Source organism: Micromonospora ureilytica, from assembly GCF_015751765.1.
Classification (GTDB): Bacteria; Actinomycetota; Actinomycetes; order Mycobacteriales; family Micromonosporaceae; genus Micromonospora; species Micromonospora ureilytica.
Window position 1 is genome coordinate 5,519,998 of the sequence record NZ_JADOTX010000001.1, and the last position, 26,950, is coordinate 5,546,947.

Here is a 26,950-nt window from a genome sequence, read left to right on the forward strand (position 1 = left end):
GTCTGAGTCTCGACTGGATCTACTACGCGATTTCGTGGATCCTGCTGACCTGGCACTCTGCCTGGGACGCCATCGGAGTGCCCGTCGGCGCGGTGATCGGCACCAACTTTGCCTGGATCCTGGCCATCATCTTCCTGGTGGTCACCGTCCGGGTGATCCTGTTCCCGGTCTTCGTCAAGCAGATCAAGTCTCAGCGGGCGATGCAGGCGCTCCAGCCCAAGGTCAAGGAGCTTCAGGAGAAGCACAAGGGTGACCGGGAGACGCTCCAGAAAGAAATGATGGAGCTGTACAAGAAGGAGAAGGCCAACCCGCTGATGGGTTGCCTTCCGATGTTCCTTCAGATCCCGGTCTTCCTGGGCCTCTTCCACGTGCTGCGCCGGCTCGACCCGGACAAGCAGAACAACACCCTCTACGGCTGGACCGCCGACCAGTTCCAGAGCGCCTCGCAGGCGAAGCTCTTCACCGCCCCGATCGCCGGCAAGTTCGGCTCCACGGCCGACGAGCTGGCCAGCCTCGGCGCCAACGGCACCACCGTGAAGATCATTGCTGGTGTCCTGGTCCTGGTGATGATCGCGACCACGTACCTGACCAGCCGTCAGATGATCCTCAAGACCGGCTGGGCGGAAGACCCGCAGCAGCGGATGATCCAGCGACTGATGCTCTACGGCATCCCCGCGTCGCTGCTGATCTCCGGCGCGATCTTCCCGATCGGCGTCATCATCTACTGGGTCACCAACAACCTCTTCACCCTCGGCCAGCAGCAGTGGGTGCTGCGGAAGTTCCCGCCGCCGGTTACCGCCAAGAAGGCCGTCGCCCCCGCCGCCACCCGTAACCCCGTGCAGCCCGCCAAGTCCGGTGGCCTGTTCGGTCGTGGCAAGACGGCCCCGCCGGCACCGGTGAAGGCCGCCGCGCCCAAGGTGGCCGGGCCGAAGCCGGGCGCCAAGCCGACGAACAACCCGAAGAAGAGCCGCCCCGCCAAGCGGCAGGGCTGACCTGCGAGGGCCGCCGCCGGATCACCGGCGGCGGCCCGTTCCGCACCGCGCAGCCGCCGTACGGCCGGCGCCGGGTGGAACCGACCGCGCACCGCGCGGCCACGGGCGACACTGCCCGTACAGACGTGCCCGTGGGCACCGGCGACCTCCCGCCGGCCCCGGGAAACCAGTCGGACCCGACGGTCCGGCCGAGCGAGTACGGAGATGAGACCGTGACCGAGACCAGCATCCCCCGCGCCGAGCAGTCCCTGGACGAGGAGGAAACCACCACGCTCGCGGTGGACGGCGACGACACCGAAGCCGATGACACCGAGGCGGACGACGACACCGACACCGCCGCTGGCACCCGGGTGAAGAAGGCTGTGGGCGAGGGCGACCTGTTCCGGCAGAGCGAGATCGCCGCCGACTACGTCGAGGGCCTGCTCGACATCCTCGACTACGACGGCGACATCGACGAACTGGTCGCCGCCGGCCGTCCGATGGTCGAGGTGGTCGGCGAGCGGCTGCAGAATCTGGTCGGTCAGCGCGGGGCCACCCTGGAGGCGCTCCAGGAGCTGACCCGCCTCGCCGTCTTCCGGCAGACCGGTACGCCGAGCCGTCTGCTGCTCGACGTCGGCGGCTACCGGGCGAACCGCCGCAAGGAACTCGCCGCGGTCGCCAAGAACGCCGTCGAGAAGGTCAAGGAGTACGGCGAGCCGGTTCGCCTGGAGGCGATGTCCGCGTTCGAGCGCAAGTGCGTGCACGACGTCGTCAACGCCATGTCCGGCGTGGCGAGCGAGTCCGAGGGTGTGGAGCCGAACCGGCGCATCATCGTCCGGCCGGCGGACTGACCGGGTGACCCACGACGACATCACGGCCGATGCCGTGTCCGGCCCGGGCGGCACGCCGCCCGGGCCGTCCGCTGTCCGCCCCGCCACTACCAACACCGATGCCGATGCGGCCGGACGCGACACTGCCCCGTCACCGGCCGACGCGGCGTTGCCGCCCGAGCTGGCTCCGGCCGCGCTCACCCTCTTCGGCGATCGTCTCGACCTGGCCGCCGCGTACGCCGAACTGCTGGCCACCGACGGCGTGGTCCGCGGCCTGATCGGCCCCCGGGAAGCCCCCCGCATCTGGGATCGGCACCTGCTCAACTGTGCTGCGGTCGCGGAGCGGATCCCGTCCGGCGCGACGGTCCTCGACGTCGGCTCCGGCGCCGGTCTGCCGGGTCTCGTCCTGGCCATCGCCCGCCCCGACCTCACGGTCACCCTTATCGAGCCGCTGGCCCGACGGACGTCTTTCCTGATCGAGGTCGTCGAGCGGCTCAGCCTGGCCAAGTCGGTGCGGGTGTTCCGCGGCCGGGCCGACGAGGCAGCCAGCGGATCGAGCGGCCGAGAGCCGATCAGCGGAGACGTGGTCACCGCTCGCGCGGTCGCGCCCCTGGACCGGCTCGCGGGCTGGAGCCTTCCCCTGGCGGTTCGCGGTGGCCGCCTGCTGGCGCTCAAGGGGTCGTCCGCCGCCGCCGAGATCGAGGAGCACGCCGAGGTGGTGGCGCGACTCGGCGGCGGGGAGCCGACGGTGCAGCTCTGCGGCGTCGGGGTGATCGACCCACCCACCACCGTCGTGGAGATCGTGCGCGAGCGGATGGTCGGCCCCGCCCGGCCGGCGGCGAAGAAGCGCGCTCGGGGCGGACGCTCCCGTCGAGGGTGACACTTCGCGCCATCGGGCTTCCGGCCGGTGGGTTGCCTCGTTGTACCGGTACGGATGGACGAGGGGATGAGAACCCGACGTGGACCGGCCGCGCCCGTCCGCCGTAGGCTGACCGCGCGTCGATAGTGTGGAGCGGGTGACGGACGTCGCGGGTCTCCGACCGCTCCCGTGGGCCGTACGCTCCGGGTTGCGGACGTGGATGTGGCCAAGTTGACCGGGGCGCGGACCGACCATCCGAAGCGGGCAGGGATGACAGGTGCATGACGACGGCAGGTACGACGATCCACGCGTGACCGGGTCGACAGGCGATCCCGTTTCACGTGAAACCGACTACCCGAGCTGGTCGCCCGACGCGACCGGGCCATCGACCCGACCTAACGACAGCGATCCACCGGCAGTGCTCGACCCGGCGTCGGGCTCCGGGCGCCCGGAGGACTCGGCCACTCCGGAGCCGGTGAGTGTTCGTCGGCCGCCGGAGCCGCCGAGTCGACCGGTCAACGCCGCCGAGGTGCGGTCGACCTCGGGTCGCCGCAACACCGCCGCAGCGGTTCGCTTCGAGCCGGCGGTTCCGCACCAACCAACTGCAGCCGTCGTTCGGGACGCCGCGCCGGTGGTCGCCGACGCGCCTGTCGCTTCGACCGAGTCGTTGGCTGCCGTGGCGGCCGACCCCACGTACGTTTCACGTGAAACCCCGACGCGCGAAGAGGATGACCCACCGTTGGCTATGGAGGCGATGCGCGCCGTGCAGATCCTGAATCCCAGTGGCGAGGTGACCATGCCTCGACCGGACCGGACCCGGGTCATGTCCGTCGCCAACCAGAAGGGCGGCGTGGGTAAGACCACCACCACCGTCAACCTTGCGGTGGCGCTCGCCCTGCACGGCAACCGGGTGCTCGTGGTGGACCTCGACCCGCAGGGCAACGCCTCGACCGGGCTCAACGTCCCGCACCACGCCGGCATCCCCGACGTGTACGACTGCCTGATCAACAGCGTGCCGCTGGCCGAGGTGGCACAGGCGGTCGAGGGCATCCCCAACCTCTGGTGCGTACCCGCGACCATCGACCTGGCCGGCGCGGAGATCGAGCTGGTGTCGGTGGTGGCACGGGAGTCGCGTCTGGACCGGGCGATCGCCGCCTACCCGGGCGAGTTCGACTACGTCTTCATCGACTGCCCGCCCTCACTCGGTCTGCTCACGGTCAACGCTCTGGTTGCCGCGCAGGAGGTGCTGATCCCGATCCAGTGCGAGTACTACGCGCTGGAAGGGCTCAACCAGCTGATCAACAACATCAACCTGGTACGCCAACACCTCAACCCGAAGCTCGACGTCTCCACCATCCTGCTGACCATGTACGACCGTCGCACCCGGTTGGCCGACGCCGTCGAGCAGGACGTCCGGAACCACTTCGGCGACAAGGTTCTCCAGGCGGTCATCCCCCGCAACGTCCGGGTCTCCGAGGCGCCGAGCTACGGCCAGTCGGTGATGACCTACGATCCCGGTTCGCGGGGCGCCACGAGTTACTTCGAGGCCGCCCAGGAGATCGCCGAGCGGGGCGTCAAGGAGCCGGTGGGCCGGAATGCGTAGTGCGGACAAGTCGCTGGGAGGCGTGGCATGAAGAACCGTCCTCGGGGCGGTCTGGGTAGGGGCCTGGGGGCGCTGATCCCGACCGGGCCGGCGCCGGCTGCCGCTGGTACCGCCACGGCCGAGCCGGAGAACGAGCACCTGGACGACGGCGGCACCGACGCCGTCGCTGCGGTACGCGCCGGAGCGCCAGTCCGCGAGCCGGAGCCGGTGCTGAGCCCGGTGCCCGGTGCTCGATTCGCCGAGATCCCGGTCGACGCGATCATGCCCAACCCCAAGCAGCCCCGCCAGGTCTTCGATGAGGAGGCACTGGAGGAGCTGAAGACCTCGATCCAGGAGGTCGGCTTCCTGCAGCCCATCGTCGTTCGGCAACTCGACGACGAGAAGTACGAACTGGTGATGGGCGAGCGGCGCTGGCGGGCCGCCCAGGCGGTGGGGCGAGAGAGCATCCCGGCGATCGTTCGGGACACCCGCGACGACGCCATGCTCCGCGACGCGCTGCTGGAGAACATCCATCGGGCCAACCTGAACCCGCTGGAAGAGGCCGCCGCCTACCAGCAACTGCTGGAGGAGTTCGGAGCCACCCACGAGGAGTTGGCCCGCCGGATCGGCCGGAGTCGCCCGCAGATCTCCAACACGATCCGACTGCTGAATCTGCCCGCACAGGTGCAGCGCCGGGTCGCTGCCGGCATCCTGTCGGCGGGGCACGCCCGCGCTCTGCTGAGCCTCGACGAGGCGGAGGCGCAGGAACAGTTGGCCCTGCGAATCGTGGCCGAGGGGCTGTCGGTCCGGGCGACCGAGGAGATCGTGGCCTTGGCGCTGAACGACGGACCGGCGAAGGGTCAGGCCGCGAAGCGACGACCCAAGGCGCACGCGCCGGCCCTGACCGATCTCGCCGATCGGCTGTCCGACCGGTTCGACACCCGAGTGAAGGTGGACATCGGCCGGAGCAAGGGCAAGATCACGATCGAGTTCGCGACTGTGGACGACCTCGAACGGATCGTCGGGATCATCGGCGTGCAGCAGGAGGAGAGCGGGGACTGAGCCCCGCCCTCTCGCCTACGGCCGCGCACCCAGAGGGGGCGCGGCCGTTCTGCATTCCCGGTCGTCGCCTGTTTCACGTGAAACAGGCGACTGTCGCGGCATCAGCGGAAGCGGCGTGCCCGACCGAACGGCGTCCTCCTCGACTCGCTCGGCCAGCCCGGCGCCATCCCGACCGCAAGGATGAGGACCGCCGGAGTACGGGGGCGGCCAGCCCACGCTGCCGCCGGCACGTCCGGAAGTGCGACTCGCAGGCGCACGCAGGCGCACGCAGGCGCACGCAGGCGCGCCGGTCGCCGAGCGGCGGGTGGCGGACGGCGGGTGGCGGACGGCGGGTGGCGGACGGCGGGTGGGCGGCAGACGGGGGTGGCAGACGGCGGCGGCGGTGGAGGTGGGCGCGGGCGGTGCGCGGTGGGGCGCGGTGGCGGGCGACTGGCGGTGAGCGCGGGCGGTGAGCGCGGGCCGGCGGGTGCGGTCGCGGGTGACTGGGGACGAGCGCAGGCGGTGAGCGGCGGCGCGGCGGGTGCGGTGGCGGGTGGCTGGAGACGAGCGTGGGCGGTGCGCGGCGGGAGGAAGCCCCTACGCGCGTCGCAGAAGGCCCCGGAATGGTCCACTCGACCGCAACCACCCCCTGCGTCGGTCGAAGCGCCAGCGAGCCGCTGAGTGGCTCCCAGCGTGCCTTCGCTGTCCTGCCTCGGGCTCGCCGGAGGCACGCCGTGGGGTCCCTCAGGACGGAGCGGCCCGAGCGTCCCAACGCCAACCCTGCGACGTCGGCCGTTTCGCCCGCCCGGCGTCGCCACCCGGGTGCCCTGTTTCACGTGAAACAGAGGTGCCGGCTGCCAGTCGCCGATCGAACCTGCGGGCGGTCAAGCGAAGTCGCTGCTGCGGACAGGGACAGCGGTGCTCGTGGTTCCGCCCCCGGCCGTCCAGAGCGTCCGGACATCCATGGAGCGCGGGGCGGGGTTCGGTGCTGGCGCAGCTCGGCGAGCGGGCCAGCCGGCAACGTTGACGCATGCCCGGCGCGGCAGCGGGTGGGCGGTCGGCAGGTGGCCCGCCATGGCGGGTGGGGGTCATGCGATGCGATCGGGGCGCGCACCCGTCGGCACCCTCCCCGGTGGCCGTCGATCTCGCCGGTTTGCCGGTTCGCGGACAACGACCGACCGGCCAAAAAGTTATCCACACCGGTTGTCCACAGGCACCCCCCGTTTCACGTGAAACAGCGCGTGGGAGCGGGTGTGAGCCTGTGGATGACGGCCTGTGTTCGGGATCTCGGCAGCCTGTGGATATCGTCTCTCGGTGCCCGAGCGACCACCCTGGCCCGGCCGACGGCGAGTGCCGATCCGGTAGCCCGGGACCGTTCAAACAGGTGGGGACAGCGGTGCCAGACTCGGTTAGGGTCAGCGTCGTGCACGACACCCCTCCCTCAGTCCCGGACTTCACCCAGTGGCCGTCATTTCCCTTCGAGGGTGACCTCCACGTGAAGCAACTCGATGATCCGGTCCCGGTCGAACCGCCCCGGAAGGGCGAGGGTCTCCGGGAATGCACCGCCTGCAACGCGCCCGACGACGCCTACATCTGGGTGGGCGAGCGATGGCGGGTCCGCGCCATGGACCGGCCCACCGGCCTGCCCATGGTGCTCATCCTGGAGTCACGGACCCACCTCGACCTCGGTGACCTGCCGAACCTGCTGGCCGCCGAGCTGGGGGTGATGACCGTACGTCTGGAGCGGGCCATCCGGTCGCTCGACGGCGTGGCGCGGGTGCACGTCAATCGCTGGGGCGACGGCTCGGCTCATCTGCACATGTGGTTCCTCGCCCGCCCGTACGGCCGCCTCCAGCTGCGGGGCACGTTCCTGTCCCTGTGGGACTCGATCCTGCCGCCGATCTCCGAGGCGCAGTGGCGGGAGAACCTGGCGCTGGTCGCCGCCTGGCTGGCCGAGTTCGGTGGCCGTCCGCTCGCCGAGCCGCCCCGCATCCAGTGGCAGGCGCCGTCCAGTCTGCTGGCGCAGTCCGCTGCTGCGGATGCCGCCGCCGCAGCGGAGGCTGCCTCAGCGGCAGCGGCCGGGGTGGAGGCGGCCTCGGTCATCGAGGCGGCCGAGGAGATCCCGGAACCAGCGCTCGACCCCACTTCCGATCAGGCAGTCGTCGACGGCGCGCCCGAGGCCGGACCGGTCGCGGACACGGACGCCGGCTCGACGGCGACCACCGTTGCCGACCGGACGCCTGAAACTGCTCGGACGGCGACGGCCACCGGTCCGGCGACTGAGCCCGCCCGGACGGCATCCGCCACCAACCTGCCCGGCACCCCGACCGTCGGCACCCCGGGCTCCACCACCCGGGTCTCCACCACCGTCGCATCTGGCGGCACAGCGTCCGCCAGCACAGCGTCCGCCAGCACAGCGTCCGCCAGCACAGCGTCCGCCAGCACAGCGTCCGCCAGCACAGCGTCCACGGCGGAGGAGCCCAACGGCAGCGTGAGCGCGGCAGGAACTCCTCCCGACGAGCCTCACGTCGATCAGGCGGGCGGGAACGCCGACGATGCGCCCTCGGGTCCCGCCTACCCGGCTGCCTCCGCCACCGACGGAGACGCCACCGGGGAGGCCGTCAGGAAAACCACCCCCGAGGGCAGCGTCGGAGGCAGCACCACTCCGGGCGCAGCCGCGCCCACCAACGGCAACGACGCACCCGACGTACGCGCGAGCCGCTGATCTGGAACCGACCATGAGGTTGGCCGGTCGTAGCCAACCTCATGGTTCGACCCCGCGGCGGTGCCGCTCGGCCGACGGGTTTGGCGGGTGGATCAGTGAGTGGTGAGGCGGGCCGCTGCTCGGGCGACCAGGGTGCCGAGGAGCCGGCCGAAGTCCAGCCCGGCCGCCTGCACGGCGAGCGGCAGCAGTGAGGTCTCCGTCATGCCCGGCGAGACGTTGACCTCCAGCACGTGCGGCTGGCCGGCGGAGTCCACGATCACGTCGACGCGCGAGAGATCCCGTAGACCGAGCGCCGTGTGCGCGGCGAGGGCCACGTCAGCGACCGTGGCGGCCACCTCCGGGTCCAGCCGGGCCGGGGCGTGCCAGGTGGTCCGCCCCGCGGTGTAGCGGGCGGCGTAGTCGTACACGCCGTTGCGCGGCACGATCTCGACCGGCGGCAGCGCCTGCGGGCCGTCGCCGAGGTCGACGACGGAGACAGCCACGTCCATTCCCGGCACGTACCGCTCCACCAGCGCGGTGGAGTAGTACGCGAAGCAGCCGACCATCGCGGCGGGCAGCGCGGCGGCGTCCCGGACCACAGCCCCGCCCAGCCCGGACCCGCCCTGCGCCGGCTTGACCATCAGGGGTACGCCCAGACGGTCGACGATCCGGTCCAGGACGGCGACAGCGCCAAGCTCGGAGAAGCGATCGTGCGGGAGCGCCACCCAGTCCGGGGTGGGGATGCCGGCCTCGCGGAGCACCGCCTTGGCCGAGGGCTTGTCCCAGGCGACCCGGGAGGCCCGAGCGTCGCAGCCGACGTACGGGATGTCGCACAGATCCAGCACCCCGCGCAGGGAGCCGTCCTCGCCGGTCGCGCCGTGCAGCGCGATCACCACCGCGTCCGGCGGGTCGGCCGCGAGCGCCGGTAGCAGGGCCACGTCCGCGTCTCGCAGCTCGGCCTCCACCCCGACGGCGCGCAGCGCGTCGAGCACCCGACGACCGGAGCGCAGCGACACGTCCCGTTCGTAGGAGAGCCCACCCGCGAGCACCACGACGCGCAGGTCGGCCGAGACGGCGGAATCGGTCACGAGGAGGTGCTCGGCGGTCGTAGCCATGCCGGCATCATGCCAAGTCGGGCCCGGGCACGTCGGAGCCGGCCCGGCCGCGTCGGCCGGCGGCGCCACCCACGGCACCGAAGACCCTGCGCATCGCGATCTCCTGCTCCATCACACCGGCCAGCCGGCGGACTCCCTCGCGGATCCGCTCCGGCGGCGGGAAGCTGAAGTTGAGCCGCATGGCGTCGGTGCCGGTGCCGTCGGCGTAGAAGCCGGTGCCGGGAACATAGGCGACCCGGGCGGCGACCGCTCGCGGCATCATGGCCTTCGAGTCGAGCCCGTCGGGCAGGCTCGCCCACACGAAGAGACCGCCGGCCGGTGTGGTCCAGCTGGTGCCCTCGGGCATCAGGTCGGCCATCGCGTCGAGCAGGGCGTCGCGGCGTTCCCGGTAGACCTCGCGGTAGACCTTGAGCTGCTGCCGCCAGGGCATCGTGCTCAGGTAGGTGGCCACTGCGGCCTGGGCGAAACCGCTGGGGCAGAGGATCTGCGCCTCGCTGGCGATGACCAGTTTGTCGCGGACCGCGTGCGGCGCGAGGATCCAGCCGACCCGCAGCCCAGGGGCGAAGGTCTTGGAGAACGTGCTGAGGTAGAAGACGCCGTCGCGGCGGCGGGCCCGCAAGGGGGCCGGGGCCTCGCCCTCGAACCCCAGCTGACCGTACGGGTCGTCCTCGACGACGAGCAGGCCGGCGCGCTCGCAGATGTCGAGCACCCGTTCCCGGCGCTCCTCGCTGAGCGTCACGCCGGTCGGGTTCTGGTAGGTGGGGATCGTGTAGAGGAACTTCACCCGCTGGCCGGCGCGGGCCAGGTCGGCGATGGCTGCCTCCAGCGCCTCCGGGATCAGCCCGTCCGCATCCATCGGTACGTGGACGACCTGCGCCTGGGCGGCCTGGAACACGCCGAGCGCGCCGACGTACGTCGGACCTTCGGCGAGCACGACGTCACCGGGGTCGAGGAAGAGCCGGGCCACCAGGTCCAGTGCCTGCTGCCCGCCGACGGTGACCACGACGTCCTCCGGGGAGGCACCGCACGCGGCGTCGATCCCGGAGAGCGACATCACCTCGCAGATCCGCTCGCGCAGCTCGAGGGTGCCCTGCCCGATGCCGTACTGGAGGGTGGTCACGCCGTGCTCGGAACCGAGCCGGCCGAGCATCTCACCGACCGCGTCCAGCGGAAGGGCGGCGATGTACGGTGCGCCGCCGGCGAGCGAGACGACCTCCGGGCGACTGGCCACCGCGAACAATGCTCGGATCTCGGAGGCGGTCATCCCGCGTACCCGCCGGGCGTACCGGTCGGTGTAGTCGTCGAGTGTCGTGCCGGTCATGACCTCACCTCGATCGCTGCTCGGGTGGCTCCCGCCCCGGGTACCCCGCACACCGCTGACCATGGCGGCGGGCACACCGATTGTCGATCGTAGTCCGCCAGAGCCGTACTGCTGCCGCGCCGAGGCAGATCGACCACATGGCGGACCGTCCTCGGCGCCCCCGCTGCGGTGGGCATTTGCGCGTCCCCTCCCGTATCGCCGATCGGCGGCGTACGATCGCTCGTCGGGGGCAGGAAGGCGGCGCTGTCGTTCCATGCCGGTCTCACCACCGAGCCTATTGTGGGGATGCGCCATATGTCGCGACGTCTGGTCAGCCTGACCCTCGACACGTTGGAAGACGTCCCGCGCCCGTGCCGGCAATGCGTCTACTGGGAGCTCGATCCGGTTTCCGCGGACCGGGCCTGTGCCGCCGGCGATCCGGGCCTGGAAAAGGAGGCGTGGGTCTCGCAGACGCTGCTGGAGTGGGGTTCCTGCGGCAAACTCGCGTACGTCGACGGCATGCCGGCCGGCTTCGTGATGTACGCCCCGCCCGCCTACGTGCCCCGTTCGATGGCCTTCCCGACCTCACCGGTCTCGGCGGACGCGGCACTGTTGATGACCGCCAACGTGGTCGCCGCGTTCGCCGGCGGCGGGTTGGGCCGGATGCTGGTGCAGGGTGTCGCCCGGGATCTGACCAAGCGCGGGATCAAGGCCATCGAGGCGTTCGGCGACGCAAAGTTCGGCGACGCGGACGACCCCGCCGGCGGTTGCGTGGCCCCGGTCGACTTCTTCCTCTCGGTGGGCTTCAAGACCGTCCGGCCGCATCCGCGGTTCCCTCGGTTGCGCCTTGAGCTGCGTACGGCGTTGAGCTGGAAGTCCGACGTCGAGTACGCGCTGGAGAAGCTGCTCGGGTCGATGAGCCCGGAGACCCTGCTCCGGCCGGTCCGTCCCGCCCCGGCCACCCGCTCCACCAACGGCTGACGCGTCGGCGGGTCAGTCCACCACAGTGCCGGCGGTCACGACGGCGCGCAGTTCGCTGACGTCGAGCGAGCCGGTCGGGACGTCTCGTTCGATCGGGTAGTACATCCGCTGCACCGCGGCCACGATCGCCTCCACCACCCGGTCCCGGAACCGGGGGTCGACGAGTTGGGCGCGGTCGGTCGGCGAGGTGAGGTAGCCGACCTCGACCCGGACGGCGGGCATCCGTGTGAGTCGCAGCAGCTCCCACGTCTTGGCGTGGGTACGGCAGTCCCGCAGCCCGGTGCGGGCGACGATCTCCCGCTGTACCAGCCCGGCCAGTCGTTCGCCGGTAGCCGAGGTCACCCCGTTGTCGGTGCCGTAGTGGTAGGTCGCGACTCCCTCCGCATCCGGGTTGGCGTGGCCGTCCAGGTGCAGCGAGATGAACACGTCGGCGCCGAGCGAGTTGGCGAGCAGGGCCCGGTCGGCGTCCGGCAGGCAACTGTCGGGCGACGGGCCCCGGGTGAGCTGCACCCGCACCCCGGAGGCGGCGAGCCGCCCCTCCAGCCGGCTGGCCAGGTCGTGCACCAGATCCGCCTCGGTCCAGCGCAGTGAGCCGTCGGGCACCACCATCCCGGGATCGGTGCCGCCATGGCCCGGGTCGATGACTACCGTCTTGCCGACCAGCGCCGGACCGGACTGCCGGATCGCGTCGGACTCGCGGAGCCACTGCGGGCGGCCGCCGACCACCTTGCGGCCGATCCGGCGGAGCGCGTTCATCGTGTGTGGGCCGCAGGAGCCGTCCGGGGTGAGCCCGACCTCACGCTGGAACTGGGCCACGGCCCGCGACGTCCGGACACCGTAGATGGCGTCGGCGCGGCCCACGTCGTACCCCATCTCCAGCAGTCGCTCCTGTAGCGACCGGACGTCCTCGCCGGTGAGCGGCTCGGGGACCGCGTGGTAGAGGGTGCGGGCGCCGAGCCGCCAACGGGCGGCATCCAGGGCACGCCAGGTCTCCGCGCCGACCCGGCCGTCCACGCTGAGCCCTCGCGACTGCTGGAACGCGCGGACCGCCCGCTCGGTGTCGAGGTCGAACTCGTCGGTCTGCGGGCCCGCGGCGGCCAGCAGTTCGAGGCCGGTCAGGATGGTACGGATCTCCGTGACCGCGGGTCCCCGGTCACCGGGTCGGATCGGACGCACGCACGACCCCCTCTGCACGACGCTGGCTGGCCGGGCGGCCCAGGCTTGAGGCTATGCGTTCCGGGGCGGCGAGGTGGCTGGGGCTGAGAAATACGTCGGCGGTACGGCCGGGAAGACACCGAACCCCGCACCCGGCGAGCGGGTACGGGGTTCGGTTGATGTTTCTGCTGGTCAGAGGGCCGATTCGATGAGCCGGACCAGCTCGCCCTTCGGCTTGGCGCCGGCGATCGACTGCACTGGCTGGCCGTTCTTGAAGACGGTGAGCGTCGGCACCGACATCACCCGGTAGGCCCGAGCGGTCTCCGGGTTCTCGTCGATGTTGAGCTTGACGATGGTGACCTGGTCACCCATCTCCCGGGCGATCTCCTCGAGCAGCGGCGACACCTTGCGGCACGGCCCGCACCACTCCGCCCAGAAGTCCACCAGCACCGGCTTGTCGGCCTGCAGCACGTCAGTGACGAAGCTCTTGTCCGTGACCGCCTTGGTTGTTCCCACTATGCCCCTCCTCCGGGATGTGTTCCTTGTTTCAGCTGAGCGTCGCGATGAACCGTTCGGCGTCGAGCGCGGCGGCACAACCGGTGCCGGCCGCGGTGATCGCCTGACGGTAGGTGTGGTCGACCAGGTCACCGGCGGCGAAGACACCCGGCACGTTGGTGCGGGTGCTCGGGGCGTGGACCTTGACGTAGCCCTCGTCGTCCATCTCGACCTGGCCCTGGAAGAGCTCGCTGCGGGGGTCGTGACCGATGGCGACGAAGACGCCGGTCACGTCCAGCACCTTGGTCTCGCCGGTGTGCACGTTGCGGACGCGTACCCCGGTGACCTTGCCGTCGTCGCCCAGAATCTCCTCGACGGCGCTGTTCCACTCGACCTTGATCTTCTCGTTGCTCAGCGCCCGGTCGGCCATGATCTTGCTGGCCCGGAACGAGTCGCGGCGGTGGATGATGGTGACCGACTCCGCGAAGCGGGTGAGGAAGCTGGCCTCCTCCATCGCCGAATCGCCACCGCCGACGACCACGATGTGCTGGTTGCGGAAGAAGAAGCCGTCGCAGGTGGCACAGGAGGAGACGCCGTGGCCGAGGAACTCCTGCTCGCCGGGCACGCCCAGCGGACGCCAGGCCGAACCTGTGGAGAGGATGATGGATCGCGCCCGGTAGGCGGTCTCGCCAACCCAGACGGTGCTCACCGCGCCGGAGCCGGCGTCGCCGGTGTCCACCAGCTCGACCCGGGTCACGTCGTCGGTGAGGAACTCCGCGCCGAACCGCTCGGCCTGCTTGCGCATGTTGTCCATCAGCTCGGGGCCGAGGATGCCGTCGGCGAAGCCGGGGAAGTTTTCCACCTCGGTCGTGGTCATCAGCGCGCCACCGGACTGCACGCCCTCAATGATCAGCGGCTTCAGGTTGGCGCGTGCGGCGTAGACCGCAGCTGTGTAGCCGGCCGGCCCGGAGCCGATGATGATCAGGTTGCGGACCTCGTCCACTGCCGTCTCCCGAGTTGTGTGTGTTCGGCGTCGGCGCGAGCACCGATGCTGATCCGAGTCGCCGACGCCTGGGTGGGGCCGGCAGCTGACTTCCAGAACGTCATCGTACGAACCGGGGATTCCCGAGCCGGGCATCCGGTGGGTCAGGTCACGTGGGCGGTCATCGTGCCGTTGACCGTGGATTCACCCTACCCGCGCCGAATACCGGCTGTCCGAGCCGGACCCGGGCACTCCGCACTCCGGGCCGCTCACCCAGGCCCACCGGGCTCCGGTCGCATCGGTGAAGTGAACGACCAGCGCCTGGTCGCCTCGGAACCGCGCGTAGTCCACCACCTCGACCACCAGTGGGGCGGATCCGTGCTCCGCCGCGACGCTGGCCAGGCAGGTGGTCAGCGCGTTCTCGTCGGTCAGCCGGGCAAGTTGGTCCGACCCGTCGGGGGAGGGACGGCGCTCGCCCTCGGCATCCACCTTCGGCTGCTCGCCGGGGGTGTTGCCGGTCGCCCGGCTGGCAGCCGGTGCGCTCTGAGCGCCCGGGCCGTAGGCGTTGCCGAGGGTCTGTGGGGTGTAGTTCGTACCACTGCGCAGTGCCGGTCCGATGGTGCGGACCGTCTCGGCCCCCGCGACGCCCTCGGGCGCGCTGGCCGGCCGATTCATGGCATTGGTGGCGCCGGAGTCGTCCGACGCGCGCATCGACAGCTGGTTGAGGCCCAGCGCGACGGCGATCACGGCGATCGCGGCGGCGGCCACGGGTGCGCCACGGCGGGCCCAGCCGCGCTGGCGGCGGCCCGGACCGGTGGATGCCCCGCGCCCCGACCCGACGGGCGTGCGGACGGCCGGCCGGCGACCGGCCCCTCCCTGCGCCGGTACGACCAACGACGTCGCCGCGTCGCCGTCCGGATCGACGCTGGGCGCGTCCTCGGTCGAGGTGTCGTTCGACGGCTCCGCGGGGGCCAGCGCCGCCAGGAGACGGTCGGTGATCGCCGACGGCATCTCCGGGGACGGCTCGGCCCAGCGGGTCAGGTCCGTCCGGACCTCGGTCACGGCGGGGGCCAACAGCGCGTACGCCTCGGCCCAGGACGGGTCCGCGGAGACCAGCTGGGCGACCTCGTCCTGCTGCGGGGTGCCGTCCAACGCCCCGCCGAGGTAGTCAGCGAGGAGGTCGGAGTCGACCTCCCGGAACCCCTCGGTCGTCACGTGTCCTCCTGGTTGGCGTCCCGCCGATACCGGCCCGACCCCGATCCGACGCCCTCCACCGGGCCGTGGTTCCCTGGCGTGACGCCGGGCACGCCCGTGATCGGGGCGGCAGGGGCCGCTCGGGTCGAAGGCGTCGCGACGGCAGTGGGGCGGAGATGCCCGAGCAGCACGGCCAGCCGCGCCCGACCTCGGGCGCACCGGCTCTTCACCGTCCCCTCGGCGACGCCGAGGATGCGGGCGACCTCGGCGACCGGATAGCCCTGTACGTCGACCAGCACCAGCGCGGCGCGTTGCTCAAGGGGCAGCGCGGCGAGCGCCTCGCGGACCACCAGCACGGTGTCGTGGTCCGTTGCCGGTGCCACCGGCTCCAGCCCGCCGGTGCCCGATCCGTCCTCGCCCCGGTTGCCGTCCGGCAGTGGCACGGTGGGGTGCGCCTGCCGGCGTCGGATCCGGTCCAGGCAGGCGTTGACCACGATCCGGTGCAGCCAGGTCGTGACGGCGGAGTCACCGCGGAACCGGGCCGCCGCCCGATGAGCCGACAGCAGGGCGTCCTGGAGTGCGTCGGCGGCCTCCTCGCGGTCGCCGAGCGTCCGCAGGGCCACCGCCCACAACCGGTCCCGGTGCCGGTGGAACAACTCGGCGAAGGCGTCCCGGTCTCCGGCGACGTGCGCGCGCAGCAGCTCCAGGTCTCTTGCGGCGGCGCGCTCGTCCATCACCGCGTCCAGTGCGTGCGATGCCCGGATCGTGGAGCCCGGCTCACGACCCCTGGACCGTAATCTCCTGCACCCCCAGCTTGAACCCATCCTCGGTCGGAGGCAACTCGGTGATCCAGAACAGCAGGTACTGGTATTTCTGGTCGGCGTCGAAGCCGTTGAACGTCATGGTGGTGCCGTCGTGGTCCTCGAACGGCTGGCCGATCGGGGTCTTGTAGCTCGCGACCAACTGCTTGTCACCGCTGGAGCTGGACTCCGGGTTGGTCGTGCCGGCGAGCAGTTGAGCGGACGCGCCGGTGGCCGACAGCACCGCCTGCACCGACCTGACGGTGTGCGGCTGGCCGAGGTCGATCCAGACGCCCATGCCCTTCTTCAGGTTGCCGAAGTTGGGCAGGTTTTTGTAGGTCTCGGTCTCCCAGCCCTTGTCCTCGTCACCGTCGATGACCTTCTCGGCGCCGTCGACCTCACTGCGGTCCTTGCTGTCCGGGTCGATGATCCGGACGTTCTTCACGGTCAGCTTGCGGGCAGTCGCCGCGGCCGGGGTGGCGTCGCCGGCCGGGGCACTGGAGGTCGGCGCGGCGACCGGGTTGGACTGCGGGTCCTTGTCCTCGCCGCCCAGCGCGATGATTCCGATCAGCAGACCGACCAGGGCGACGGCCAGCAGACCAGCGATGCCGACGGCGACCTTGCGACCCCCGGCCGCGGCCAGCGGCGACGGCTCTTCCCCGGTCTCGGCGGCGAACCGCAGCGGGCCGCTGTTGTCGAGGTAGTGCTCGTCCTCGGCCGGCACGTCCAGCCGCGCCAACTCGGCGGCGAGCACGTCGGAGGACGGCGGCGCGATCTCGGCGTCGAGTAGATCCATGGTCAGGTCGTCCAGGTACGCCGGAACGCCCGCCCGAACCTGGCGGGGCGCAGCGATGGCGCCTCCGGCGTCCCGAACAGCGTCCGGGATGGCGGCGCGGCCGTGGCCGGCGGTGGCGCCGCGCAGCGGTGCCTCGGCGTGCGGCCAGGAACCGGTCAGCGCGAAGTAGAGGACACCGCCGACCGCCCGGATGTCGTTCTCCTGGCTGTCGGCGCCGTCGGTGCGGGCGTCGGCCAGGACCACGCGACCCTCGTCACTGATCATGACGGTGCCGGGGTGGACGTTGCCGTGCACCATGCCTGTGGCGTGCACCGCGGCGAGTGCGCTCGCGACGGCGTTGCCGATGGCGGTGGCCCGAGCCGGGTCCAGGGGGCCGTCGGCCGCCAGGTCCCGCATGGACTGCCCGTCGACCCACTCGCGCACCACGTACGCCCGGTCGGCCTCGTCGATCGCGTCGTAGACGCCTACCAGGTTGGGGTGGATGACCCGGCTGGCCGCGACGGCCGCCTGAAGCATCTCGGTGGCGGAGTCGCCACCCGGGTAACGCAGCACCACGGCAACGGGACGGCGCAGGATGACGTCGACCCCGCGCCAGACCAGCCGACCCGCACTGTCGTTGTTGATGTGCTCAACCAGCTCGTACCGCTCGGCGAGGACTTCACCGGCCGTGGGAGCACCGAAGGTCATTACCGGAGGAGCGCTTTCGTCCGCCTCCTGACCCTCGCCGACCTGGGTCACCCGTCCTCCCTCGGTGATCGTGTCGATCGATGAACCCGAACTGCTGGGCATGTGGCTTCCCGCTCTGCCGTTGAAGGAACCGGCCGACCGGTGTCGACGCCCAGCGTCGGCCCCTGCCGTACCCGTCGAGAGCGACCTTACCCGGGTTGCCCGTCTCTCCGACATGTCATCTTCCCGCCGTACCTGGCGGGGTTCCGGCAGTCGGCGAACTCGTCCGGTTACGACCGTTGTCAGCCACGTTGCTGGCACATGTACTAGCTAATCTACGGCTTCACCGCAAGTGACCGACGCCGGGGCTGGGCTGGCGTGGCGCTCGCGCTGCCTCGTACGTTCCCACCGATCGGGTCGCCACCCTCAGCCGTACGGTTGGTTATCCACAGGCTGAAGCGGTAGCTGACCGGCGAATCGCGGAGTTATCCACAGGAGCATCCCCAGCCTGGTGATCCGCGGTGACGGTCCGTATGAGTGTCAACTTGTTGTAATCAGATGCTGGCGTTCAGCGACCGAGGCGGCGGCGAACCATTCCGACCACCTCGGTGATCTCCCCGATCTTCAGCAGCATGGCCAGACCCAGGTAGGTCCCGCCGATCACCGCACCACCGATCACGAGTTGCACGATCGCCTGAAGGCGGCTTGGCGTGGCATCCCCCGGCAGTAGCTTGACGACGATGAGGCCGACAAGGGCGGCACCGAGCGCCGCGACCAGGACCCGGCCGCCGGTCCGCATGATCTCGCCGAGGCCGATGCGGCCGACGCGGGGGCGAAGCAGCCAGGCGGACGCGATTGCTGCCGCCAGGTAGGAGACGGCATTGCCGATCATCATCCCGGCGCCGGCAAAGCTCGCCGAGAAGGCCACGAAGAGCACGATCTGCACGCCGATCCGCAGTGCCACCACGGGGATGTTGATCAGCGCGGGAGTGCGGGTGTCCGGTAGCGCGTAGAAGGCGAAGGTGAAGAGCTGGCTCACCGCGAACGGGACCAGCGCCAGCGCGGCGGCGAGCAACACGACGGAGGTAGCAGTGGCGTTGTCCTCGTTGAACGCGCCGAACCTGAACAGCGTGAACGCGATCGGGGTGGCGAGGACGGCGTAGCAGACCGCGATCGGGGCGAGCACCGCCGTGACCGTGCGGGTGCCCCGCGACAGGTCGGCGGCGACGTCGGCGTATCGGCCGTCGGCGGCGGCCGCGCTCATCCGGGGCATGAGCGCCGTGATGATCGAGACGGCGATGATGCCGTGCGCGGTCATCAGCAGCAGGAAGACGTTGTTGTAGATCAGTGGGCCGGCCGCGTTCTCCTTGCCGGCCCGGTTCAACAGGTTGAACAGCACGATCAAGCCGACCTGGCTCACCGCGACGTAACAGATCATCCACGCGCCGAGCCGGCCCAGCTCGCGCAGGCCGAGGGCGCGGAAGTCGAAGCGCAGCTTCCAGCGGAAGCCGACCTTGCGCAGCGCCGGCAGCAGTCCCATCGCCTGAATGGCGACGCCGAGCAGGGTGCCACCGCCAATCAGCAGGATCCGCCCGGTGGTCATCTCCCCGGGCTTGACGATCTCCGCGCCGAAGATGGCGATGTAGAGGCCTGCGGTGCCGATCACCACGAGGTTGTTCAGAATCGGTGCCCACATCGGGGCGGCGAAGTGCCCCCGGGTGTTGAGCACCGCACTGATCAGCGCGCTCAGCCCCGAGAAGAAGATCATCGGCAGCATCAGGCGTGCCAGTCCCGTGACCAGCTTCGAATACTCGCCGGTCGACTCACCGCTGCCGTAGAGCCAGGTCAGCGTCGAGGCGCCCACGACCGCGAGCAGCGCGGCCACGCCGAGGGCAAGAACCGCCAGGGTCAGCAGCCGCTGGGCGTACGCCTGGCCGCCGTCGGTGTCGACCTTGCGGCGGCGCACCAGCACCGGGATCAACACGCTGGTGAGCACGCCGCCGAGTAGGAACTCGTAGACCATGCCGGGCAGGATCTGTGCGGTGGTGTACGCGTCACCGACCAGCGCGCCGCCGAGCGCCGCGGCGATCACCAGGTTGCGCAGGAAGCCGGTGCCCCGGCTGACCAGGCTGCCGACCGCCATCACCGCGCTGTTGGTCGCCGCGCTCGCCTCGCCGACCTGCTCCTGCGGCGGCGCGGTCGACTCCATGGCCGGCTGGTTCAGCGGCTCGGCGGAGATGAACGTGGCGCCGTCCCCGGGACGGACGTCGGCGCCGCCATCGTTCGCGGCGTTGGCGCTGCGGTAGAGCCCGCCGCTCATCTCCAGCCTCCCAGGGGTACGTCGAGTCGGGCACCGACCCGCACGCCACAGACCATAGTCAACCCCCACCCGTTACCCGCGCCCGGCGGATCGGATCACACCCCGGCCCGATAAGCTGGCGATCCCATGTCCGAAGCCTCTGCTCCTCACGCCGCCGACCGCCGCGAACTCACCGCCGCGCAGCGCAACGCCGTCGCCGAATTGCTCCGGGTGTCCCCGGTCGCCGACGAGTTGGGCCGCCGCTTCGTCCGCGCCGGTCACGAGTTGCACCTGGTGGGCGGTTCGGTGCGGGATGCCCTGCTCGGTCGGCTCGGCGACGACCTCGACTTCTGCACCGACGCGCATCCCGACGAGACCCTGCGGATCATCAAGGGCTGGGCCGAGTCGATCTGGGAGACCGGTCGCGAGTTCGGCACCATCGGCGCTCAGCGCGACGGTCTCCGGCTGGAGATCACCACCTTCCGTGCGGAGTCGTACGACCAGGTCACCCGCAACCCGGTGGTGGTGTACGGCACCAGCCTCGACGAGGACCTGAAGCGGCGCGACTTCACGATCAACGCGATGGCGGTCAGCCTGCCGGAGCACCGGTTCACCGACCCGCACGGTGGGCTGGCCGACCTCTCGGCCAAGGTGATCCGTACCCCGAGCACGCCGGGTGAGTCGTTCGGTGACGACCCGCTGCGGATGTTGCGGGCCGCCCGGTTCGCTGCCCAGCTGCGTTTCGCCGTGCACCCGGACGTGCACGTGGCGATGACCGAGATGGCCGCCGACCTGGACCGGATCACCGCCGAGCGGATCCGCGACGAGTTCACCAAGCTGCTCTGCGGCGCGGACCCGATCACCGGGCTGCGGCTGCTGGTCGACACCGGCCTGGCCGAGCGGTTCCTGCCGGAGCTGACCGGGCTGAAGCTGGAGATCGACGAGCACGCCCAGCACAAGGACGTCTACGAGCACACGTTGACGGTCGTCGAGAACGCGGTTTCGTACGAGGAGGAGGGCTGTGACTTCATCCTGCGGATGGCTGCCCTCCTGCACGACGTGGGCAAGCCGGCGACGAAGGCGGTCGGGTCCGACGGTCGGGTCAGCTTCCACCACCACGAGGTGGTCGGCGCCCGCCTGACCAAGGCCCGGATGAAGGCGATGCGGTACCCGAAGGAGGTCACCGCGAAGGTGACGGCGCTTGTCGCGTTGCACCTGCGCTTCTACGGGTACGGGCGGGGCGAGTGGACCGACTCGGCGGTGCGACGCTACGTCGCCGATGCCGGTGACCTGCTGCCCCGCCTGCACAAGCTGACCCGCTCGGACTGCACCACCCGTAACCGGCGCAAGGCGGCCCAGCTCGCGGCCGACTACGACGCGCTGGAGGATCGGATCGCCCGGATCGCCGCCGAGGAGGACCTGGCGCGGGTTCGACCCGACCTGGACGGCAACGCGATCATGGAGCTGCTCGGCGTGCCGCCGGGGCCGGTGGTCGGGCGGGCGTGGAAGCACCTCAAGGAGCAGCGCCTCGAGCACGGCCCGCTGGACCGGGACGCCGCCGAGGCGGAGCTGCTGCGCTGGGCCCGCGCCGAGGGTCTCATCAGTTAGTCCGCCGGCCGGGCTCGGTTGGTCGACTCGGGTACGCCCTGGCGTCGCACCAGCTATCGGTAACCCACGGTAATTTCCCCAGGTCGTTCCCGGCGTTACCTTACTGGCTGGAACCATCTCTTGACAGTGAGTCGGCTGCGCTGTCAATGTACAGCGGAATATTGATGATGAGCAGCACACGGGGGTGTGACGCGTGACCATCTACGCGCTGGAATCTTGCTGGCCGGCCCAATCGCGAGGGCAATCATCTGGCCGTTGGCGATCGGCCATCACGCTGAAGCCGTGATCGTCGGCATCTCTTTGGCATAGCCCCCTCTTCCCTGGTTCCGTTTGTCCTGTCGCACCGTTTGGTGTGCCAGGGCTTCGGTGCTGCGCCTCCCTGCTCAAGCTTGCCGGGGGCCGAAATCGGTCCACATTCACGAGAGGCGGTACGGTTGCATTATCAGGAACGTAATCGAACGGCAGTTGTAAAGTTGTTGGCAGTCCTTCTTCTCATGACCGCCGGAACGGTAGTTCCGGCTGGGGCTGTTCACGCCGACGCCGCAGGTAAGGGTGGCGACTACGTACCAATCAATCAGACTGTGCTGCTGGACACGCGCAGCGGTATTGGCGGCTACACCGGTCCTCGGGACGCAAATACAGTGGCCACGGTCAGCGCGCTCGGGGTTGGCGGCGTGCCGGCCAACGGGGTCAGCGCGCTATTGGTCGACGTGACGGCGATTAGTCCGACGGTCAACACCTTTGTGACTGTCTACCCGGACCAGACCACGAGGCCAGCGGCCTCATCGCTGAATGCCTCAACCGGCGAGGTCATCTCGAATTCGGTGGTGGTGAAGGTTGGGGCCAACGGCAAGATCGCCCTACACAACCAAGCCGGCAAGGTCAATCTGAAGCTGGACGTGCAGGGCTATTTCACGACCAACACCGGCGGAATCGGCTCGGGCTTCGTGCCGATGGATCATTTTGTGATGGCCGATACCCGCACCCTCCCCCCAGTTTGGGTTGGGCCGGGTGAGCCGGGTGTGCCGCGGAAGCTGGCCAGCGGCGAAACTCGAAGCGTCACCCTGGTGCAGCGCAGGAGCTATGGAGAGAACATCACAATTCCGAGCGCTGCCAAGGCAGTGATGGTGGACGTGGCCGTCCTCGGCGCAACCAGCGGGGGCTGGCTGACCATCGGTTCAGACAGTCATTCCGCCAGTGGCATTGATTATCGTCCCGGCAATACCTCGATGGGGATGAGTGTAAAGCTCAAGGGTGACGGCAGCGCGGTAGTCCAGCTCGTCAACGCGGGATCGGCGATCGACGTCGTCATCACGGTGCAGGGATATTTCACCGACGGCCCGACGACGGGGGCCGGGCTGCGCCCGGTGGACGCCAGCCGGCTGATCGACACCCGCAGTATCAATGGTGGGGCACCGATCGCGGCCGGTGCCAGTCTTGACGTCGCTGTCGGCGGCACCAATCGCCTGCCGGTCCGAGGTGTCGCTGGCGTTGTCCTCAACGCCACAGCCGTCAGTCCTACCGCAAGCGGGGCCTTCAGCGTCGTAGAAGGATCCGTGGGGATACATCCCCCTACCCTCGGTCCGGTGCTTCAATTCAACACCGGTCAATCAGCCCGATCCAGCCTCCTGGTGGCGAAGGTCAACTCCGAGGGCAAGGTGCGCTTCCGCAACGCCTCCAGTGGCACCGTGCATCTGGTGGTCGATCTTCAGGGCTGGTTCGCCGACGCGGTGACCCCCCTGCCGATTGCCACGTACTCCCGAACGTCGGTGCTCCAGGCCAAGCCTTCCGGTACCGCCGTCGGACCCATCGAGTACGCCTTCGTGGACAACTTGGGGCAACTGCGGATCGGTCACCAGAGCGATCCTGACAGTTTCTTCAACATCCAGTGGACCGCCGCTTCCGGGTTTGAGGCTCTTACCGGGCAGCCTGCGCTGAATCAGCCTGGCGGCAAGCCCGTCCAGGTGGCCGCCCGGCACACCAACGGCACCATCTGGGCCGGCAGCCAGACCGCTGAGGGCGCGGCGACCTGGGGACCGGTTGCCACAGTCGGTGGATCGATGGCTGGCCCGCCGACGGCAACAGTGCTCAGCGATGGCACGAGTGTCATCTTCGGCACCGACGTCGACGGCCGGCTCTGGCACTACCGACAGTCGGGCACCAGCCCCTCCTGGGCGAGCCTGGGTAGCGCCGGCCTCGTGGGTTCGGTCACGGCTGTCAACATCGACACTGGCCTGCGAATCATCGGCACCACCGCTGCCGGTTCGGTCAAGACCGCCGTCTACACCAACGACGGCTCCTTGTCGCCCTGGGTGGATCTCGGAGGCACAGTCACCGGTGCTCCTGCGGCGCTCGTCTACCCCGGTTACCGTACGGCCATCTTCGCCCGTGCCGACGACGGCTCAGTCGTGGTGAAGCAGCAGAACCTCAGCGGTGTGTGGTCATCCAGCTGGAACGGCATCGGCGCTCAGATCGCCGCCGGACCACCCGCCGTGATCCTCGACCCCGTACTCGGACGGACGGCGGTGGTGGTGCGGGGTTCGGACAACGAGATCTACCGGGTCTTCGAGGCATCTCCCGGCTCGGGTGCCTGGGGCGACTGGGCGCGCGTCAATCCGGACTCCAGCGACCAGGCCGCAACCGACCCGACTGTCAGCCCGATCATCAACAGCAGTGGCAACGGGTGGGTGATCGTCTACCGGAACGCCAACGACGCCACGCGAGTCTACGAGCGTCAGGTTCCCTCAGCTGGTGTCTCGGTCGCATCAGCGGGGGAGTTCTCCGGTCACACGGTGCCGGCGCCTCCCGCCTGATTCGGTCAGTGTCGTGAACCGACGGCTCCCGTCACCTCTACCGGTGGCGGGAGCCGTCTTTCGATTCGCTCGACAGATCGCGAAGGCGTCAGCGGCTCTCGACGGCCTTCCCGTCGACTGACGCGGCGCCGTTGCCGGTCGGAGTGGAAGCCGAGCCGAGCCGCGCCAGCAGGCCGGGCAGGTCGATCCCGGTGAGGTCACTGCCGAGTTGGAGCCCCTGGGCCACGTTGCCGGCCACCGACTTCGTCAGCGACGACGCGCCGTCGGTGGAGATGACTGTCATCTTGTCGATCGCCCCGATCGGCGCACTGGCCGCCTCGACGACCTGCGGCAGCACCTTGACCAGAAGGTCCAGCACGGCCGCCTCTCCGTACGCGGCGAACGCCTCGGCCTTGCGGGCCATCGCGTCGGCCTCGGCCTCACCCTTCGCCAGGATGGCTGCCGCGTCGGCCTGACCTTCCCGCTCCACGGCATCGGCGATGGCGGAGCGCCGCCGCTGCTCGGCCTCACCCTCCTTGGCGCCCTCGATGGCGTTCGCCTCGGCGAGCGCGGCCCGTCGGGCCCGCTCGCCCTCACCGGTGAGGCGGGCCTGCTCGGCGGACGCCTGCGCGGCGGCGATGACGGACTGGCGCTGTGCGTCGGCGTGCAGCACCGCCGCGGCGCGGGCCGCCTCGGCCTCCTGCTCCACCTTGTACCGGGCGGCGTCGGCCGGCTTGCGAACCTCGGTGTCGAGTTGGCGTTGCTTGAGTTCCGCGTTGCGCTCGGCGACCTTCTGCTGCTCGGAGAGGATCGCCTGGTCCCGCTCGGCCTGGGCGAGCGGTCCGGCCGCCGCGGACTTCGCCTTCGCCGCGTCGATCTCGGCCTGGATGCCTGCCTGCTTCAGGGCCAGGTTGCGGTTCGCCTCGGCGATGGCCTCCTCGGCGAGCAGCCGCTCCTGCTCGGCCTGCTGCCGGGCCCGCGCCTCGGCGATCGCCGCGTCCTTGAGCACGCGGGCGGCCTCGGGGCGGCCCAGGTCCTGCAGGTAGGAGCCTTCGGCGAGGATGTCCTGGAGCTGGAAGGTGTCCAGCACCAGACCCTGGTTGGTCATCGAGTGCTCGGCCTCCTCGGCGACCGCGCTGGCGAATGCCGCCCGGTCCCGGATGACCTCCTCGACGGTGAGCCGGCCGACGATCGAGCGCAGCGCGCCGGCCAACACCTCCCGGGTGAAGTTGTCGATCTCGTCCTGCTGGTGCAGGAACCGTTGTGCGGCGGCCCGGATCGCGTCCTCGGTGCCGCCGACCTTGACGATCGCCACGCCGTGCAGGTCGGCGCGGATGCCCTGCTTGCTCACGGCGCCCCGGATGCCGACGTCGATCCGCCGGCTGGACAGGTCGAGCGACTGGAGCTTCTGCACCACCGGCAGGACGAAGACCGAGGCGCCCAGCACGACCTTCTGCCCGGAGTTGTCGGTGGACCGCCCACCGTCAGCGGTCTGCGTGGTGCGGCCCTTGCGTCCGGTGACGATGAACGCCTCGTTCGGGCCGGCCACCTTGATCCGGGAGAGCACGAAGAACACCAGGATGAGCGCGAGGAGGATTGCGCCACCGATGGCGATGAGTAGGGCCATATGAGGAGTCCCGTCTACGAGGGGGAAATCAGTAGGTCTCTACCTGCACGCTGGTCTCGCTGAGCGCCTGCACGACGAAGACCTGGGCGCCGAGCGGGATCGGCTGGTCCGCACGGGCGCTGAGCTTGACCGGTTGGCCGGCGAGGCGAATGCGGACCTCGCCGTACCCGTTGGCCGGCACCGGGGTGACGACCAGGCCGAGCGCGCCGACCAGGTCGTCACGGGTGGGGGTGGGGTCGGTGCGCATGTTCCGCGCTGCCCGGCTCAGCCGGGAGGCCAACCAGCCGGTGGGCACGGCCGCGAGCACGCCGCCGGCCACCGCCCCGACGACCAAACCGGGTGTACGCGCACCGAGTAGTTCGTTGACGATGGCCGCGCCGAACCCGAACGCCCCGGCGAAGCCGGCGACCGTCTCGACCGAGATCGGCCCGTCCACGTCGGCGTGCCCGAACTGGAACAGCTCGGTGCCGAGCAGGGCGAGCGCGAGCACGCCGATGCCCGCTCCGCCGATGATCAGAAAGATGAGCGTCCCCGTGGCCACGACCTTGACGGTATCGACGCCGTGCAACGACGAACGGCCCGGCAGAACGCTGGTAGCCGGGCCGGCGAACGAGTCCGCAACAGAGAGGGAGAATGGGTGGATGCGCTGGACCGTGCTCGACTCACCGATCGGTGAGTTCTCCGTCGCCACCGACGGCACGAGCGTCTGCGGCGCCGCCTTCGGTCGGGTCGACGCAGCTGTCGACGAGCCCGGCGACGCGCTGTCCCGGCAGGCGGTGACCGATCTGCGGGCGTACTTCGCCGGTGAGCTGACCGCGTTCGGCGTCCCGGTGTCGATGCCCCGGGGCTCCGACTTCGAGCGGGCCGTGTGGCGGGAGATGACCCGAATCCCGTACGGAGAGACGCTGACGTACGGCGAGGTGGCGCGCCTGGTCGGCGATGCCGGAGCGGCGCGGGCGGTGGGTGTGGCCTGCAACCGCAACCCGGTGCCGGTGATCGTGCCGTGTCACCGGATCGTCGGCGCGGGCGGCAAGCTGGTCGGCTTCGGTGGGGGCCTGCCCCGCAAGGTCAAGCTGCTCGAGTTGGAGGCCGGGGTCGCGCTGCGACACGCCTGGTCCTGACCAGCGAGCCTGGTTGACGTACCCCCGGAAGA

The 26,950-nt window shown here is 70.3% G+C and carries 20 protein-coding genes and 1 pseudogene; 10 read left to right on the forward strand and 11 right to left on the reverse strand.

Features of this window, described 5'->3' with window-relative positions; genetic code table 11:
• The first annotated feature begins 2 nt into the window (after positions 1–2).
• The 6 genes and pseudogenes from yidC to IW248_RS33910 form a co-directional block, all read left to right on the forward strand.
• Positions 3–992, forward strand: coding sequence for a membrane protein insertase YidC (yidC, locus tag IW248_RS25245; protein ID WP_196930358.1), 990 nt, complete (start codon positions 3–5; stop codon positions 990–992).
• Positions 993–1,204: 212 nt separating this feature from the next.
• Entirely contained in the window at positions 1,205–1,822 is a 618-nt protein-coding gene (locus IW248_RS25250; RefSeq protein ID WP_124817412.1) for a Jag family protein, read from the forward strand.
• Between the two features lie 4 nt (positions 1,823–1,826).
• Positions 1,827–2,681: a 16S rRNA (guanine(527)-N(7))-methyltransferase RsmG gene (rsmG, locus tag IW248_RS25255; protein ID WP_196928945.1), complete on the forward strand. Its 855-nt coding sequence runs from the start codon at positions 1,827–1,829 to the stop codon at positions 2,679–2,681.
• 256 nt (positions 2,682–2,937) lie between these two features.
• Positions 2,938–4,263 (forward strand): ParA family protein, encoded by a 1,326-nt coding sequence (locus IW248_RS25260; RefSeq protein WP_307788219.1) that lies wholly within the window; start codon positions 2,938–2,940, stop codon positions 4,261–4,263.
• Positions 4,264–4,290: 27 nt separating this feature from the next.
• Positions 4,291–5,304, forward strand: a complete 1,014-nt coding sequence (locus IW248_RS25265; protein WP_196928946.1) for a ParB/RepB/Spo0J family partition protein — start codon at positions 4,291–4,293, stop codon at positions 5,302–5,304.
• 1,402 nt (positions 5,305–6,706) lie between these two features.
• Positions 6,707–7,319: pseudogene (locus IW248_RS33910) on the forward strand (hypothetical protein); the annotation flags it as partial.
• Between the two features lie 781 nt (positions 7,320–8,100).
• Here the strand turns inward: IW248_RS33910 and IW248_RS25275 are convergent.
• Both IW248_RS25275 and IW248_RS25280 read right to left on the reverse strand, forming a co-directional pair.
• Positions 8,101–9,102, reverse strand: a complete 1,002-nt coding sequence (locus IW248_RS25275) for a D-alanine--D-alanine ligase family protein (protein WP_196928947.1) — start codon at positions 9,100–9,102, stop codon at positions 8,101–8,103.
• Positions 9,103–9,109: 7 nt separating this feature from the next.
• Complete coding sequence (locus IW248_RS25280; RefSeq protein ID WP_196928948.1) at positions 9,110–10,423, reverse strand: aminotransferase-like domain-containing protein; 1,314 nt, start codon at positions 10,421–10,423, stop codon at positions 9,110–9,112.
• 294 nt (positions 10,424–10,717) lie between these two features.
• Here IW248_RS25280 and IW248_RS25285 point away from each other — a divergent pair, with 294 nt between their 5' ends.
• On the forward strand, positions 10,718–11,383 hold the full coding sequence (locus IW248_RS25285; protein WP_124819927.1) for a GNAT family N-acetyltransferase: 666 nt from the start codon (positions 10,718–10,720) through the stop codon (positions 11,381–11,383).
• 12 nt (positions 11,384–11,395) lie between these two features.
• Here IW248_RS25285 and IW248_RS25290 read toward each other — a convergent pair whose 3' ends face one another.
• From IW248_RS25290 to murJ, 7 genes are all read right to left on the reverse strand, one after another.
• On the reverse strand, positions 11,396–12,559 hold the full coding sequence (locus tag IW248_RS25290) for an N-acetylmuramoyl-L-alanine amidase (RefSeq protein ID WP_196928949.1): 1,164 nt from the start codon (positions 12,557–12,559) through the stop codon (positions 11,396–11,398).
• 171 nt (positions 12,560–12,730) lie between these two features.
• Positions 12,731–13,054, reverse strand: a complete 324-nt coding sequence (trxA, locus tag IW248_RS25295; RefSeq protein WP_124819929.1) for a thioredoxin — start codon at positions 13,052–13,054, stop codon at positions 12,731–12,733.
• Positions 13,055–13,085: 31 nt separating this feature from the next.
• On the reverse strand, positions 13,086–14,036 hold the full coding sequence (gene trxB / locus IW248_RS25300) for a thioredoxin-disulfide reductase (protein WP_196928950.1): 951 nt from the start codon (positions 14,034–14,036) through the stop codon (positions 13,086–13,088).
• A gap of 183 nt (positions 14,037–14,219) precedes the next feature.
• Positions 14,220–15,230: an RsmA family anti-sigma factor gene (locus IW248_RS25305; protein WP_196928951.1), complete on the reverse strand. Its 1,011-nt coding sequence runs from the start codon at positions 15,228–15,230 to the stop codon at positions 14,220–14,222.
• Positions 15,227–15,943 carry an RNA polymerase sigma factor SigM gene (gene sigM / locus IW248_RS25310; RefSeq protein WP_196928952.1) on the reverse strand — a complete coding sequence of 239 codons (717 nt, stop codon included), beginning with the start codon at positions 15,941–15,943 and terminating at the stop codon, positions 15,227–15,229. The genes IW248_RS25305 and sigM overlap by 4 nt, the downstream gene beginning before the upstream one ends.
• Before the next feature lie 43 nt (positions 15,944–15,986).
• Entirely contained in the window at positions 15,987–17,594 is a 1,608-nt protein-coding gene (locus IW248_RS25315) for a protein kinase family protein (protein WP_196928953.1), read from the reverse strand.
• Positions 17,595–18,039: 445 nt separating this feature from the next.
• Entirely contained in the window at positions 18,040–19,791 is a 1,752-nt protein-coding gene (gene murJ / locus IW248_RS25320; protein ID WP_196928954.1) for a murein biosynthesis integral membrane protein MurJ, read from the reverse strand.
• Between the two features lie 126 nt (positions 19,792–19,917).
• Here murJ and IW248_RS25325 point away from each other — a divergent pair, with 126 nt between their 5' ends.
• Positions 19,918–21,378, forward strand: coding sequence for a CCA tRNA nucleotidyltransferase (locus IW248_RS25325; RefSeq protein WP_196928955.1), 1,461 nt, complete (start codon positions 19,918–19,920; stop codon positions 21,376–21,378).
• Positions 21,379–21,872: 494 nt separating this feature from the next.
• A complete protein-coding gene (locus tag IW248_RS25330; protein ID WP_196928956.1) occupies positions 21,873–24,191 on the forward strand; it encodes a DUF8189 domain-containing protein in 2,319 nt (772 codons plus the stop codon).
• An 88-nt stretch (positions 24,192–24,279) separates the two neighbouring features.
• Here IW248_RS25330 and IW248_RS25335 read toward each other — a convergent pair whose 3' ends face one another.
• Together IW248_RS25335 and IW248_RS25340 are read right to left on the reverse strand one after the other, a co-directional pair.
• Positions 24,280–25,797, reverse strand: coding sequence for a flotillin family protein (locus IW248_RS25335; protein WP_196928957.1), 1,518 nt, complete (start codon positions 25,795–25,797; stop codon positions 24,280–24,282).
• Positions 25,798–25,825: 28 nt separating this feature from the next.
• Positions 25,826–26,383, reverse strand: coding sequence for an NfeD C-terminal domain-containing protein (locus IW248_RS25340; RefSeq protein ID WP_372432767.1), 558 nt, complete (start codon positions 26,381–26,383; stop codon positions 25,826–25,828).
• 55 nt (positions 26,384–26,438) lie between these two features.
• Here IW248_RS25340 and IW248_RS25345 point away from each other — a divergent pair, with 55 nt between their 5' ends.
• A complete protein-coding gene (locus IW248_RS25345) occupies positions 26,439–26,918 on the forward strand; it encodes a methylated-DNA--[protein]-cysteine S-methyltransferase (RefSeq protein ID WP_196928959.1) in 480 nt (159 codons plus the stop codon).
• Positions 26,919–26,950: the final 32 nt, after the last annotated feature.

Bases quoted from the DNA above. Each gene is read 5' to 3' on its own strand.
- IW248_RS25265 (WP_196928946.1), top strand. From the start codon at position 4,291: ATGAAGAACCGTCCTCGGGGCGGTCTGGGTAGGGGCCTGGGGGCGCTG.
- IW248_RS25275 (WP_196928947.1), bottom strand. From the start codon at position 9,102: ATGGCTACGACCGCCGAGCACCTCCTCGTGACCGATTCCGCCGTCTCG.
- IW248_RS25280 (WP_196928948.1), bottom strand. From the start codon at position 10,423: ATGACCGGCACGACACTCGACGACTACACCGACCGGTACGCCCGGCGG.
- IW248_RS25285 (WP_124819927.1), top strand. From the start codon at position 10,718: ATGTCGCGACGTCTGGTCAGCCTGACCCTCGACACGTTGGAAGACGTC.
- sigM (WP_196928952.1), bottom strand. From the start codon at position 15,943: ATGGACGAGCGCGCCGCCGCAAGAGACCTGGAGCTGCTGCGCGCGCAC.
- IW248_RS25315 (WP_196928953.1), bottom strand. From the start codon at position 17,594: ATGCCCAGCAGTTCGGGTTCATCGATCGACACGATCACCGAGGGAGGA.
- murJ (WP_196928954.1), bottom strand. From the start codon at position 19,791: ATGAGCGGCGGGCTCTACCGCAGCGCCAACGCCGCGAACGATGGCGGC.
- IW248_RS25325 (WP_196928955.1), top strand. From the start codon at position 19,918: ATGTCCGAAGCCTCTGCTCCTCACGCCGCCGACCGCCGCGAACTCACC.
- IW248_RS25330 (WP_196928956.1), top strand. From the start codon at position 21,873: ATGACCGCCGGAACGGTAGTTCCGGCTGGGGCTGTTCACGCCGACGCC.
- IW248_RS25335 (WP_196928957.1), bottom strand. From the start codon at position 25,797: ATGGCCCTACTCATCGCCATCGGTGGCGCAATCCTCCTCGCGCTCATC.
- IW248_RS25345 (WP_196928959.1), top strand. From the start codon at position 26,439: ATGCGCTGGACCGTGCTCGACTCACCGATCGGTGAGTTCTCCGTCGCC.